At 58.9% G+C, this 13,224-nt stretch carries 17 protein-coding genes; 8 read left to right on the forward strand and 9 right to left on the reverse strand.

Annotation, left to right across the window (positions count from 1 at the left end):
• Nucleotides 1-25: 25 nt before the first annotated feature.
• On the reverse strand, nt 26-874 hold the full coding sequence (gene hisG / locus BW974_RS12140; protein ID WP_076430548.1) for an ATP phosphoribosyltransferase: 849 nt from the start codon (nt 872-874) through the stop codon (nt 26-28).
• 96 nt (nt 875-970) lie between these two features.
• Here hisG and BW974_RS12145 point away from each other — a divergent pair, with 96 nt between their 5' ends.
• The 4 genes from BW974_RS12145 (at nt 971) to hjc (ending at nt 5,198) form a co-directional block, all read left to right on the forward strand.
• Nucleotides 971-2,272 carry an amidohydrolase gene (locus BW974_RS12145; protein WP_076430549.1) on the forward strand — a complete coding sequence of 434 codons (1,302 nt, stop codon included), beginning with the start codon at nt 971-973 and terminating at the stop codon, nt 2,270-2,272.
• A 189-nt stretch (nt 2,273-2,461) separates the two neighbouring features.
• Nucleotides 2,462-3,148: a hypothetical protein gene (locus BW974_RS12150; protein ID WP_076430550.1), complete on the forward strand. Its 687-nt coding sequence runs from the start codon at nt 2,462-2,464 to the stop codon at nt 3,146-3,148.
• Between the two features lie 190 nt (nt 3,149-3,338).
• On the forward strand, nt 3,339-4,622 hold the full coding sequence (locus BW974_RS12155) for an adenosylhomocysteinase (RefSeq protein ID WP_076430551.1): 1,284 nt from the start codon (nt 3,339-3,341) through the stop codon (nt 4,620-4,622).
• 87 nt (nt 4,623-4,709) lie between these two features.
• On the forward strand, nt 4,710-5,198 hold the full coding sequence (gene hjc, locus BW974_RS12160) for a Holliday junction resolvase Hjc (protein ID WP_076430552.1): 489 nt from the start codon (nt 4,710-4,712) through the stop codon (nt 5,196-5,198).
• 41 nt (nt 5,199-5,239) lie between these two features.
• On the opposite strand, the gene BW974_RS12165 is transcribed toward hjc, so the two are convergent.
• A complete protein-coding gene (locus BW974_RS12165; protein WP_076430553.1) occupies nt 5,240-5,644 on the reverse strand; it encodes a winged helix-turn-helix domain-containing protein in 405 nt (134 codons plus the stop codon).
• Nucleotides 5,645-5,790: 146 nt separating this feature from the next.
• On the opposite strand from BW974_RS12165, the gene BW974_RS12170 reads away from it, so the two are divergent.
• Nucleotides 5,791-6,414, forward strand: coding sequence for a DUF8170 family protein (locus BW974_RS12170; RefSeq protein WP_245800064.1), 624 nt, complete (start codon nt 5,791-5,793; stop codon nt 6,412-6,414).
• A gap of 1 nt (nt 6,415) precedes the next feature.
• On the opposite strand, the gene BW974_RS12175 is transcribed toward BW974_RS12170, so the two are convergent.
• On the reverse strand, nt 6,416-7,108 hold the full coding sequence (locus BW974_RS12175; protein ID WP_076430554.1) for a hypothetical protein: 693 nt from the start codon (nt 7,106-7,108) through the stop codon (nt 6,416-6,418).
• Between the two features lie 538 nt (nt 7,109-7,646).
• Here BW974_RS12175 and BW974_RS12180 point away from each other — a divergent pair.
• A complete protein-coding gene (locus BW974_RS12180) occupies nt 7,647-7,850 on the forward strand; it encodes a DUF7472 family protein (RefSeq protein ID WP_076430555.1) in 204 nt (67 codons plus the stop codon).
• A gap of 47 nt (nt 7,851-7,897) precedes the next feature.
• Here BW974_RS12180 and BW974_RS12185 read toward each other — a convergent pair whose 3' ends face one another.
• Nucleotides 7,898-8,965, reverse strand: a complete 1,068-nt coding sequence (locus tag BW974_RS12185; protein ID WP_076430556.1) for a DNA primase large subunit PriL — start codon at nt 8,963-8,965, stop codon at nt 7,898-7,900.
• A 144-nt stretch (nt 8,966-9,109) separates the two neighbouring features.
• On the opposite strand from BW974_RS12185, the gene BW974_RS12190 reads away from it, so the two are divergent.
• Nucleotides 9,110-9,697 (forward strand): DUF7474 family protein, encoded by a 588-nt coding sequence (locus BW974_RS12190; RefSeq protein ID WP_076430557.1) that lies wholly within the window; start codon nt 9,110-9,112, stop codon nt 9,695-9,697.
• 45 nt (nt 9,698-9,742) lie between these two features.
• Here the strand turns inward: BW974_RS12190 and BW974_RS12195 are convergent, their stop codons facing one another.
• Together BW974_RS12195 and BW974_RS25650 are read right to left on the reverse strand one after the other, a co-directional pair.
• Nucleotides 9,743-10,486 (reverse strand): DNA polymerase sliding clamp, encoded by a 744-nt coding sequence (locus BW974_RS12195; protein WP_049969463.1) that lies wholly within the window; start codon nt 10,484-10,486, stop codon nt 9,743-9,745.
• A 142-nt stretch (nt 10,487-10,628) separates the two neighbouring features.
• Complete coding sequence (locus tag BW974_RS25650; RefSeq protein ID WP_175609687.1) at nt 10,629-10,781, reverse strand: hypothetical protein; 153 nt, start codon at nt 10,779-10,781, stop codon at nt 10,629-10,631.
• Between the two features lie 210 nt (nt 10,782-10,991).
• On the opposite strand from BW974_RS25650, the gene BW974_RS12200 reads away from it, so the two are divergent.
• Entirely contained in the window at nt 10,992-11,750 is a 759-nt protein-coding gene (locus tag BW974_RS12200) for a 23S rRNA (uridine(2552)-2'-O)-methyltransferase (protein ID WP_076430558.1), read from the forward strand.
• A gap of 39 nt (nt 11,751-11,789) precedes the next feature.
• On the opposite strand, the gene BW974_RS12205 is transcribed toward BW974_RS12200, so the two are convergent.
• The 3 genes from BW974_RS12205 to BW974_RS12215 form a co-directional block, all read right to left on the reverse strand.
• A complete protein-coding gene (locus BW974_RS12205) occupies nt 11,790-12,257 on the reverse strand; it encodes a hypothetical protein (protein ID WP_076430559.1) in 468 nt (155 codons plus the stop codon).
• A 62-nt stretch (nt 12,258-12,319) separates the two neighbouring features.
• Entirely contained in the window at nt 12,320-13,045 is a 726-nt protein-coding gene (locus BW974_RS12210) for a queuosine precursor transporter (protein WP_076430560.1), read from the reverse strand.
• Complete coding sequence (locus BW974_RS12215; RefSeq protein WP_049969459.1) at nt 13,038-13,211, reverse strand: ribbon-helix-helix domain-containing protein; 174 nt, start codon at nt 13,209-13,211, stop codon at nt 13,038-13,040. Before BW974_RS12215 ends, BW974_RS12210 begins: the two co-directional genes overlap by 8 nt.
• Nucleotides 13,212-13,224 lie beyond the last annotated feature (13 nt).

Raw genomic sequence — 13,224 nt, forward strand, 5'->3', positions numbered from 1 at the left:
CGCAATCAGCCGAAAAAGAGAGTTCTCAGTCAACCAGTCGCTCGATTTCGGTCACCAAAATCCCGCTGGCACCCAACTGTTTGACCTCGTTGATGGTTTCGAACACTTCACGCTCGTCAACGACGGTATGCACCGCGACGTTTCCGTTTCCGGCGATGTCCATCACGGTCGGGCCGCCGAGACCGGGCATCACGTCCCGAATCTCATCCAGTTTGTCCTCGGGCGCATTCATCATCAGGTAGCGTTTGCCCTCGGCGGAGATGACGGACTGGAGCGCCATCATGACCTGTTCGACTTTGTCGTCCTCGGCCACGTCGTCGCGGGCGAACAGTCGAACCGAACTCGCTAGCACTTCGTCGATGATGCCGAGTCGGTTGACTTTCAGGGTCGTCCCGGTGCTCGTGATGTCGATGATGGCGTCGGCCATATCGACGTGAGGCGTGAGTTCGGTCGCACCCGAAACTTCCACGATTTCCGGGTTGATGTCCGTTTCGGCGAAATACTGCTTTGCGATGTTCGGGAACTCCGTGGCGACCGTTTTTCCGGCGAGGTCGGCGACCTCCTCAATCTCGCCGTCTTCCGGCGAGGCGAGGACGAGACGGCACTGGCCGTATCCCAAATCGAGCAAGTCAACCACGTTGTCGGGGTTGGCTTCCCGCATCTGGTCGAGTCCGGTGATGCCGATGTCCGCCGCGCCGTCGCTCACGTACTCCGGGATGTCGGCGGCGCGGGCAAACAGCAGTGTCACGTCCGGGTCAACCGTATTGGCGTACAGTTTTCGGTCTGCTCCGTCCACGACATGCAGTCCCGCGTGTTCGAGTAGTTCCATCGACGGGTCGTGCAGTCTGCCCTTGTTGGGGACGGCTATTCGCATTATCTCGGCATCTGTCCGCCAGACGGATTACTCTTGCTTTCCCGGCGCGAACTGCAATCCACCAAAGTCATGCAAGAGGATGGGCAAGCAGTAGGCATGACAACCCTCCGAATCGCGGGCGGGCAGGTACTGCGACCGGACATGACCGTAGAAGAAACCGACGTGCTGGTCGACCAAGACGAGGGCGAAATTCTCGCCGTCGGGCCAGCAGACGACCTTCCGGAGGCCGACGAGACGCTAGATGCCGACGACGGGTTGGTGATTCCCGGCCTCGTCAACGCACACTGTCACGCCGCGATGACGCTTCTCCGGGGCTACGCCGACGACAAACCACTCGAATCGTGGCTTCGGGAGGACATCTGGCCCGTCGAAGCCGAGCTGACGCCGGAGGATGTCCGTGCCGGAACCGAACTCGGCCTGCTCGAAATGATTCAGTCTGGAACGACCGGCTTTGCGGACATGTACTTCCACGTCGAGAAAGTGGTCGAAGCGGTCGAAGACGCGGGACTTCGCGCTCGACTCGGCCACGGAATCGTTACGATTGGCCGGGACGAGGCGGCCGCCCGCGAGGACTTCGAAACCAGCCTCGAAATCGCGGCAGAGTTCGACGGTGCCGCTGACGGGCGAATCTCGACGGCGGTAATGCCACACAGTCTGACGACTGTTGGCGAGGAGTACTTAGAAGAGTACATCCCGCAAACACGCGAACTCGGGGTTCCGCTGCATTACCACGCAAACGAAACCGAGGACGAGGTTTCCCCAATCGTAGACGAACGAAAAGAGCGTCCGCTTTCGTATGCCCGCGACATGGATATGACTGACGTGAGCGATTTCGTCGCCCACGGCGTCCACGTCAACGAAACCGAAATCGAACTCCTCGCGGAGACGGGAACTGGCGTCATCCACTGTCCGGCCTCGAACATGAAACTGGCCAGCGGGATGGCCCCGATTCAGGCGATGCTCGATGCGGGCGTCACGGTCGGACTGGGAACCGACGGCACGGCGTCGAACAACGACCTCGACATGTTCGGCGAGATGCGCGATGCGGCCATGCTCGGCAAACTCGCCAGTAACGACGCCAGCGCGGTTGACGCCGAGTCGGTCGTCCGAATGGCGACCGAGGGCAGTGCGACTGCCCTCGGGTTCAACAGCGGCCGAATCGAGGAGGGTGCGAACGCCGACCTCGCAGTTCTCGACCTATCCGCAAGCCATCTCACGCCACGTCACGACCTCGTCAGTCACCTCGCCTACGCCGCGCGCGGCAGCGACGTTATACATACAATTTGTGATGGTAACGTACTCATGGCAGATAAAGAGGTATTAATTATGGACGAACGTTCGGTTCGGAAAAAGGCTGAAAAGCGTGCAAAGGACGCCATTGAGCGCGCTTCTAACTGATTCTCGAAACAACTAGAACAGCAACTATTTCAATATATAGTACATGTGGTTCATCCATCTCGAAACAGAAATTGAACTGTTATATCGTATCTTAAACTCTCTCGGGAGCTCTGAACTGTTTATGTACGGATATAACAATCCCAAACGAGAACAGGGGTTTATACTATCCTTCACAGTCGGGAAAACTGCATGAACGCAGAGCAACTCGCACCGATAACTGCGGCAGTTCTCATACTGTCCGTCGCCGCACCCGCGTTTGCGGCAGTCGAAGACGACGGACTCTCCGTCGGCGTCTCGCAAAACGACGACGTCGTGGTCACCGTCACCTCGAACGGAACCGCCGTCGAAAACGCCTCGGTCAGCGTTAACGCGCTGAACAACTCGACTTACGCCGGAGTCGGGAGTTATACGACCGACGTGAACGGAACCGTCTCTCTGGCAACCCCTTCGAACAACACCACGGTTCGAATCGTGGCGACGAAAGGTAACGTGACCGATGCGACGACTGCCACGCTGGTCGCCGCTGACGAGGAAGAGTCGGAGGAAGCTGACAGCGACTTGTTCGGTCAGCAGGTTTCGTCGTTCGTTTACGCACTTCTCTCGGGTGAGGACGTGAAGAATCCGGGTCATATTATCTCGGCATGGGTTACGGAGAACAACCCCGGCGCTGACAAGAACTCCGATGTTGGTGAAGAGTCCAACGACAAGAAACCCGCCCACGCGGAAGGACCGGAAAACGGTGACGACCATCCCGGCAATGGACACGATAAGAAAGGCAACGACGAAGACGACGAAGACGACGAGGACGAAGCGGAGAACGACGACCATCCCGGCAACGGGAACGGCAAAAAGAACGGTCACGGGCACGGTAACTGACGTGGAAGCGTCACGGCTGGCCACCAGAGTCGTAGTGTAGATTGCCGGCAGAGACACAGAACACATTGCAACCGACTGCCTACGAACTGCGAACGACCGCCGACACATTGCAACCGACTGCTTTCGAACTCTCACATCACGGCCGACCGCCTTCGGTAGCATTTTGGGTGCGCTCCGCTTTCTCCGACGTATGGCAGAGTATCCATCGATTAGCGAGCAACTTGACGACGTCGAGAGTGCTCGCGTCGAAGGGCATCGGAAGATGGACTGGGCGCGACAGCACATGCCGATTATGACGGCAGTCAGAGAGGAGTTTGAAGGAGAGAAACCCCTCGACGGCCAGCGAATCGGCATGGCGATGCACGTCGAAGCGAAAACCGCCGTGCTGGTCGAAACCCTCGCAGAGGGTGGCGCGGAAGTCGCCGTTACGGGTTGCAACCCGCTCTCGACCCACGACGACGTGAGCGCCGCGCTAGACGAACACCCGAACATCACGAGCTACGCCAAACGCGGCGTCGACGACGAGGAATACTACGAGGCAATCGAGGCCGTCATCGACATCGAGCCGACCGTCACGGTGGACGACGGAATGGACATGGTCGCCGCGATTCACGAAGAGTACCCCGAACTCATCGACTCCATCGTCGGTGGGTGTGAGGAAACCACGACCGGCGTCCACCGACTCCGTGCGATGGACGCAGACGGCGCGCTCGACTACCCCGTTTTCGCCGTCAACGACACGCCGATGAAGCGCCTATTCGACAATGTTCACGGCACGGGCGAATCTTCGCTCGCAACCATCGCCATGACCACGAACCTCTCGTGGGCCGGGAAAACCGTCGTCGTCGCTGGCTACGGTTACTGTGGCAAAGGTGTCGCGAAGAAGGCCTCGGGCCAGAACGCGAAGGTCGTCGTCACGGAAGTCGAACCGCGAAGAGCGCTCGAAGCCCACATGGAAGGCTACGAGGTCAAACCGATGGCAGAAGCCGCAAAGGAAGGCGACGTGTTCATCACGACCACGGGCAACCGCGACGTGATTACGGAAGACCACTTCGACCAGATGAAAGACGGCGTCCTGCTCGCCAACGCAGGTCACTTCGACATCGAAATCGACCTGAACAAGCTCTCCGACCTCGCCGTGAGCGAGCGAGACGCCCGCGACGGCGTCCACGAGTACGAGATGGAAGACGGCCGACGCCTCAACGTTCTCGCCGAGGGTCGCCTCGTCAACCTCGCCGCACCGCTCGCGCTCGGCCACCCGGTCGAAGTGATGGACCAGAGCTTCGGTGTGCAGGCCGCCTGCGTCCGTGAGATGGTCGAAAACAGCGAGAAGTACGACGCTGGCGTCCACGACGTGCCGGACGAGTTGGACAAGGAAATTGCGGAAATCAAGCTCTCCGCCGACGGTGTGGATTTCGACTCGCTCACGGACGAGCAAGCCGACTACATGGGTAGCTGGCAACACGGGACGTAAGCGTTCGATTCTCTATCTGTTTCTCTCCGACAACAAGACACACCGGAGCGACGGGATTAAACCGCGGGCAGAGAGATACGGACACGAATGGCGAACGCGAAAGGCGACAGGCGGGAGCGCGAACTCGTCAATAAGTTGGACGAAGAAGGATTCGCGGTCATGCGCGCTCCTGCAAGCGGCGGTGCGACCCAGCGCGAACTGCCGGACGTGCTGGCCGGAAACGGGGACGTGTTCTACGCCATCGAGGCGAAATCCAGTTCCGGCGACCCGATTTATCTCTCCGGGGAAGAGGTCGAAGCACTCGTCTACTTCTCGCAGAACTTCGGCGCGAAACCCAAAATCGGCGTGCGATTCGACCGGGAAGACTGGTACTTCTTCCACCCGGCGGACGTGCATCAGACCGACGGCGGCAACTACCGAGTGAAAAAGGAAACCGCACTGGAGGAGGGCGACCCGATGGTCGCCCTCCAAGCCGACGACGAAGACGAGGGGTCGGAACACGGAATCGGCGACGTTTTGAACGCGGTTGCGGAAGGAATCCTCTCGGTGGAAGAAGCGGAAGAGATGCTGGGATAAAGCGAAGCAATTTCGGGAGATTCGGCGGAGGGTATCGAACGCTATTCAGGTCGCGGTGCGTTTTCGTATTTCAGCAGTTCGTCCGGTTTGTCGATTTGGGAGTAGATGGTCTGAAACGTTTCTTCCGCCCGGAGAACGTTGTGTCGATCGAGAAACGCGCGTCCGGCGTCGGAGAGTCCGTAAAACGTGTGTGGAAAGTCGCGGCGGCGCTCGCCTTCGGGGAGTTCGACCGCTTTGACCACGCCGTGGTCGCGGAGCACCTTCAGATGGGTGTAAATCGTGCTTTCGCTCTTGCTCGGGTTGACCAGCGCCAATTCCTTGAAAGACGGGAGTTGTTGCGGATGGCCGAGGATGTTTTGCAGGAGTGTAAACCGCGTCTCCTGCGTGATGGCGTGCAGGGTTTCGCGTTCTGATTCGACCGTCGAATCCCCTGTCGTACTACTCATACTGATATCTACTATATCCGGGAAGGAAAATGTTTCGGTCATGATCGAATCAATCGTAATCGAATTAGTTGCTATCAAATTGGTTACCGAATCAGTAATCAATTCGATAACTAAATTATTTGTATTTAGCATTCATTGACTATCGCATGGCTCCTCGTTCCGACAAATCACCCGGGAAACCGCCTGACAAACCGCCCAGCGAAACTCCCGGCAGACCGCCCAACGAAACCCCAGACGAACTCCCCGACCGGGCGGAAATCGTGGAGAAAGCCGACGAATATCTCCACGATACCAGTCTCTCCCTCGAAGAGTACGAAAGCCTCTCGCGCTCCATCAGCGAACTGACGCCTATCATCCGGACAGACAGTTCGTACTTCGTCCTCGGCAGTTACGGTCGAGAGGAGATTCGGCGGTTACAACTCGTCAAAGACCGACTCAATCGACGCCCGAACAGCTACGCATTCCTGATGGTCGATGTTCGCGGGGAGTGGCAAAACGGTGTCTTGAAGTTCCGCGTTCTCGCCGATTTCACCGACCACATCGTCGGCGTGGTCGAACACGACCGGAGTGGATTCCTCGTCGAACAGGGGTTGTTCGTCGCCGAAGAATCGTACTTCGAAAAGACGCACGTGCTAAAGCGGGAGTACGAAGACGAGTCGCCGTACAGTTGGATGCAAGAGAGCGTTTTTTCGCTCCTCGACCGAGAGAATCGTCTCTACGCATGGAACGGAGAGGATGCTCTCGCTCAGGAAACCGAAAATATACCGTAGGTCAGTTCGACTCCCGGAAGTCCGCCTCCCGAAAGTCCGTCAGTTCGGACTGGTCGGCGGGCGGCTCGGGGCGTCGAAGCCGCGAGCGCGGGAACGAATACCGACGCACGTGCGACGGATTCAACTGCTCGGGTCGCAGTCCCGCCGGAATCGGATAGAGGACTTCGACCACGGGGTCGCTTTCCGGGTAGCCCTCATTTGCGGGGTACTCGGCCACGGTGCAGTCCTTGCCCGGCACGTCCACGGAGTCGGCGCGGTACCCCGGCATGCTGACGACGACCATGAGGTCACCCGTGTTTCGGTCGATGACCACTTCGCCGGGGTGGAGTTCGCAGTGGTCACAGAAGTGGATTGCATCTGCTTTCTGTTCGTCCACGAAGACGGTCGATTCACAGCGGGCGCATTCGACTGCCTCCTTTCCCGGCGGGGGAACTCGCCCCTCGTTGATTTCGATGGCCACCCGGCGGAGGTGTTTGCACCGAACCCCGCGCATCATGTGGTCGGGGCAGGTGCATCGCCCGCCGAGCAGGTCGGCGAAGTAGGTATGGTCGCTCTGGCTTTCGACTTCGTACAGACCGCCACCGAGCGGCGTGACGGCCATTCGCTCCGCTCTGGCGCGCTGTGAGCGAGGATCTGTCTCGCCAGTGTCCGCCAGCGGAGCCAACGATACTTTTCTGGAAGCTGTTATGTTCATGCTAGTGCTTCCTCCTACGCGAAACGAATCGGCGAAAATCGGCTCGTTCCGGCGTCTCTGCGCTCGTTTCTACGTAATAGGTGTAGGGGCTGGACGGTCGTAAGGCTTTCACCTGTTTGTGCAAGAGATGGGTGATTGTCGGTTCGTTTGGCTGGTAATGGCACGTTGAAAGTGATCGCAAGGTGAGAAATTTGGTTGCTTTCCGATTTTCGTCGATTTCGGCCGTGATTTTGCCTCACCAGTTGTGACCGCAGTTGCCGACTCCAATGAAACCGCCACCACCTGCGGGCGAGTGCGCCGACCGCTGGCACGCCGCTCCGCATGCGGTCATTTGGAGTCGGGAGTTGCAGCCACGGCAAAATCATCCGAAAATGTAGCTGCACTCGCGCCGGACTAATCGTGAACCGCTGTCTCTCCGTCATCGGTAAAGACAGGGAATTGCGGTGCGCTGAAGGCGCAACGATAGAAATTTTCGTCGAGCTCTCACTCTCGACTTCGAAACGGAGAACTTTTGACCGAACCGTGGGAAACGCCGGACATGAATATCGAGGGCGAGACGATTCGTGACATCGTCGTCTCCGTCGTGTCGGTCGGTCTATTTATCGCAGCCACAGTTTTCGTCGGCACTCAGTACGACAGCGGCGGCCTCACGGAACAGGGCGCGCTCGCACTCGTCGCCGTCATGGTTGGCTTCGTGTTCCTGATGGCCGGCGTCGGATTCTGGCTAGCGAATCAACACTAAGCGTCGAGAAGAAAATCCACACCGAGGAGTCTGCCGACCGAGCGTCGCTACCGGTCGCGCCAGTCCGTCACGGTCCCGTTCTCGTCCAGCGCGTCCTCGTAGTAGACGAGGGGATGCGTAATCGTCTCACAGCGGTCGTCTTTGTTCACGCAGTCGCCGTAGGCATCCAGCGTCGCGCAACTCGGCGGGGCGAACTGCGCGCTTCGCTCGTCGCGCACGCGTTCGACGCGGTAGCGCAGGCGGTCTGCACGCGACGAATCGCGCACCTCACAGAGCGCCAACACCTCGTCGGCGTCGAGTCCGATGCTGGCGAGAAACGACACGAGCGAAAATTCCGACGCAGGAGCGAGCGGTTCCCCGTCCCGAATATCCGTGAGCAGCGCCTGCATACACGGCGGGAAGAATCCGGGTGCGAGCGTGTCGATGTCGTGCGAAAAGTCGGCGTCGGTGAACGACGATTCCAGTTCCGACACCTCTTCGGACAGCGCATCCTCGATTTCCTCCGGCACGGAAAGCGGAAGGTCAGAGGCGATGCGTTCTTCCGCCGCGGAGCGGAGCAGTTCGTGGAGTTCCGCCTGTGAGACGCCGACGAGTCCGTCCGAAAGTCGCCGCGAAACGAGTCGCCAGTCGTCCCCCGAAAAGTCACCAACCAGCGAGAGGTAGGTGCCGACCGCAACGCCAAAATCGTCCTCGCGTTTCGTGACCGACTCGGAAAGGTCGAAGTCGGAAAGGAGCGATTCGAGCGTGAGAGAGGTTCCTTGCGTGCTTTTCAGGCCGTCGTCCGACGATTCGAAATCGCCGACGAACTGCTCGTAGGCCGTTCCCGCTTCCGCACTGGCGTACTTTTCGACTGCACCGGGGGCATCGAGAAGCGACACCAACATCCGGGCGATGGGATACGAGAGGACTTCCGCGGTTATTCCCCATCGTGGGCCGTCCGCGGGAGAGCGAACCGTCCCGTCCAGCAGTGCGCGGCGCACGCGCTCCACGCCACGCTCGACCGCAGGGTGACGGTCGCCCTCGCTAGCGATAACTTCGGCGAGGTCGAGGTTCGCGTCCCGAACCGCCTCACGGGAACTCGTGAGGAACGGGTATCGGGCGTGGAGCGAGTTCATACTCGCCAATTTGTGCGGTCACGAATAAACGCGACGGTCGCTCGGTAACGGACGATTACCTCGATTTAGAGAGTGGAAACGCGGCATTTCCAGAGCGCGCTGGAATCCAATCATCTATTACCGCCGCGTGAGAAACCGATTTCTGTGCCACGTTTCGCGTATCCGTGTCCCGATTGCCGAACCACGACGAACCTCCACGGCCCGGACTGCCGGTTCGACGGCGAACCGTGGGCCGACATCGAAAAGTCGTACACGGACATCGTCGCGGTGCTCTCCACCGATTCGTATCCGGAAGAAGAACTCCGGGAAAGGATTCACGGGCGCTGGGATGGCCTTCACGCGGCGGCGTTGAGTCGCCTCAAACATGAAAAGCGGGTGGTCGAAAGCGACGGCGCGCTCCGCCTCCTCAGCGCGGAGGAGTTCCGCGAGACGGTGTCCGAGCCGAGTTTCGAACCGATGGAAACGATTTACGAGAAAGGAAGCGTCCCCGGAACCCACGACAACGCCGTCTTCGCCATGATTGCGTGGTACGAGATGGTCGGCTTGTCGTGGCCAGAAACCCGCGAGAACGTCGTCGACTGGCTTCACAAAAGCGGGACGTGGGGGCGCGGCGGATTCGAGGAATCCTCGCCCGAAGAACTGGTCGAGAGCAAGCGCCACGTCTACGAAGCAGGATACGGATGGAAGGAAAAGGCCCAGTCGGCAAAAGCGGTTATCGACCGGAATCTGTGATTCCGGTCGGTATCGAACGAACTGGGAGAGAAACGAATCGCGTCGTTAGTCGCTCTGAATACGCGGCGCGAGCATGTACGTCACTTCGCCCATGCCTTCCGCGGTTTCGAAGTGAAGTTTCAACGGGAACTCCTCGCCGAGGTCGATGGTCACTTCGCCGTTTTTCGGGAGCGCCTTGTTCATGTCTTTCAGATAGTCGAGACTGAACAGAGAGTGGGCCGGGCCTGCGGTGAGGTCGATGAGATCGTCGGTGTCGAGTTTCAAATCGACGTTGTCGGTGTCGCCCTCCGCTTCGACGTAGAACACGTCCTCGTCCTCGTCAACGCCGAGTGCGATGTGGTCGGAAACCATGTCGGCGGCTTTGACGGCGCGGTCGATGTCCGAACCCTCGACGACGATGGTCGCGGGGAGGTCTAAGTCCGGAATGTCGGGTTCCTGTCGGATGGAGTCAGGGTCGATGAGTGCGAGGGTGTACTCCAGTCCGTCGATTTTGATGTGGAGTTTGCGGGTTTCTTCGTCCAGTTCCAACTCGATGAGTTGGTCGGAACTGGCCATTCCCGCAATGCTTTCGAGTCGGTCTAAGTTGACGCCGATGACGCCGCCGTCCGCTTCGTAGGATTCGAATGCCTCGTTGGAGAGTTGGAGGTCGACCATGCCGACGTTCGCCGGGTCAACCGCCTTGATAGCGAGGCCATCCTCTTCGAGGTGGATTTTACACTCATCCACCAGTACGCCCACGGAATCAATCGTCGTCCGGAGCGTATCCGCGCTCACGATAGCCTTGAACATGTTGGCGATTGCTACGAAACGGCGGCATAAAAAGTCACCCGTTCGCGCGCGCGACGTGTGCGTATGACAAACAGTTTGTGCCCATCTCACCGCTTGCACCCGATTATTACGCCCGATAACAAACAGATTTTTGATAAACGTTTTACGGGAGAAGGTACTCTTCTCGAATATGTCGCAGGAGTGGCGGCCAGAAGGATATACGCTCGATGAAGACGACCCACGGTGGGGTATCTGTGACTATTGCAATAAGAAAGTCTTCGTCGGCGGGAAGAATAAATCGGATCTCGTCCGACATCAGGACGAGTGTGAACATCGCTGACACGAACTCTCCGGCAGTATTTTTCACCCGAGAAGTCACAACCACGGCGGCGACAGACGAGCGAAGTGAGTAGTGACTAGTGAGTATTGAGTGACGGAGTGACGAAGTGAGTGGCAGACGAACGGCAGGTGAGTAGCGAGCGAACGAAGGGCGTTTACGCCTCGGAACGATACCATTCAGCAACAAATGGCTCGCAAAGACCACTACTACAACAAATCCAAGCAGGAGGGCTACCGCGCCCGGTCTGCCTACAAGCTACAGCAGTTGGACGAGGAGGCGAATCTCATGGACGAGGGCGACACCGTCATCGACCTCGGTGCCGCTCCTGGCGGGTGGCTACAGGTCGCAAAGGAGAAGGTCGGCGACTCGGGAACCGTCGTCGGCGTTGACCTCCAGCGAATCGACGAACTAGACGGCGTCGAGACGATTCGCGGCGACATGACCGAGGAGAAAACACGGGAGAAAGTCCACGAGACGGTTGGTTCCGCCGATGTCGTCCTCTCCGACATGGCACCGAACATGACGGGCGAGTACAGCTTAGACCACGCTCGCTCGGTGTACCTCGCCCGACAGGCGTTCGAGACGGCGCTGGAGATGTTAGACAGCGGTGGCGACTTCGTCGCAAAGGTGTTTCAGGGGCCGGATTTGGACGACTTGCGCGCCGACGTCGAAGACGAGTTCGAGTACGTGAGAACGATGAGTCCCGAGGCTTCCCGCGACGAATCCTCGGAAGTGTACCTCGTCGCTCGGGGCTATCTCACCGCGCCCGTCGAAGCGGGCGACACTCTCGAAGTGACTATCAAGAACGTCGGCAGCGAAGGCGACGGTATCGCGAAAGTCGAAGGCTATACGCTGTTCGTTCCGAGCACGGAGGCCGGTGAAACGGTCGAAATTCGCGTCGAGGAAGTCAAACCACGATTCGGCTTCGCCCAGCGAATCGACTAACGAGATAGTCGATTCGCCCGAAAAGCGGCCCGGGACTCGTCATGGGCGTGGAGCAGCGAAGATGAAGAGCGAAGTCACGATTCCGAACAGTCCGAGAAGAGTCAATCGCACGACGCCAAATCCGTCGGGATTCAGCATCGGAATCGCCGCAAACGCGGCGATTCCGACGACAGCGAGCACTGCCGCGAGAATCCGGTCGTACTTCTCGTCGTACTCGATATTTGCGGCCCGAACCCACGGGTTTTCGTCCGGGTCACTACTGTAAGTTCGCTGTCTTCGCTCGATACCATTCTCGGTTCTGACGGCGTAGAACACACGCCGCATAGACATCAAAATAGCGCCGAACATCGCGCCGAACATCGCGCCGACGAACAGTCCCACAGTGAGATTTTCACCGCTCCCGAGGGGGGCCACGGCGAGTCCGAAACCGAGCGTGGGGAGGAGAAACAGACCGGCAATTTCCAGGATATCGACGACTGGTACCGTTTTCTCCTGCGGAGATTGCATCAGTGTATTAGATATTATTTTCTCATCACGTATAGCTGTATCCCGAAAAACACGAATCGCCGTCAGTCCGCCGCAGTCGAATACGACGGCGCGTGGCCCTGCGAGCGCAGATAGCCGACGACGGCGTAAACGAACGGCGTGTCGAAGAAGGCGATGAGCAGTTTGAAGATGTACTGACCGACGATGAGCGAGAGGATGACGCTTCCGGGGAGTTTCGCCCCGATACCGAGGTACTGCGGGAAGACGAAAAACGCGATACTGACGAAGATGACCGTGTCGATGGCCTGACTGCTCGCCGTCGAACCGATGTTACGCGCCCAGAGGTGCGCACCGTCGGTAAGTTCGCGGATTTCGTGGAAGACGAAAACGTCCCAGTTCTGGCTCACGACGTAGGCAAGCAGGCTACCGACCACGATGGGCGTGCTCGCGCTGAGGACGGTTTCGAACATCGCCGGGTCGACGCTGGACTGTGCGGCGGGCGCTTGGATGGTAGACCAGACGAGCGCCAGCATGACGAAGTTCATAACGAGGCCGACGTTCACGAGTCTCGTCGCGGCCCGGCGTCCGTACAACTCGGAATAGCAGTCCGACGCGAAGAAGGTCAGCGCGTAGGCCAACGCCGCACCCGGAAGAACCAGCGCATCTTCGGTAATCGGGAGCGAAAACGGAAGGCCAAAAGCCAGCACTTTCGCCGCGGTGAGTTGGGCCGTCACGAGGGCTGTGACGAACAGGCCAGCGATGGCGAGTTGGCCGGTGGCGAGAGCGGATTCTGGCCGTCTGTCAGTCATCCTGTAATCTCCCGTGGCGCTCGTCTATTTCGTCCAAAACGTCCAGCATCTTCCTGACGGAGGCGCGAATCGCCTCGCTTCGGTTGACGAATTTGCCGTCTTCACCGACGTGTGCATCCAAGTCCGCCAGCAGTTCGTCGGGCACTTCGACGCTTATCTTGCTCATACCGTGATATTCT

The organism is Haladaptatus litoreus, from assembly GCF_900156425.1.
GTDB lineage: Archaea > Halobacteriota > Halobacteria > Halobacteriales > Haladaptataceae > Haladaptatus > Haladaptatus litoreus.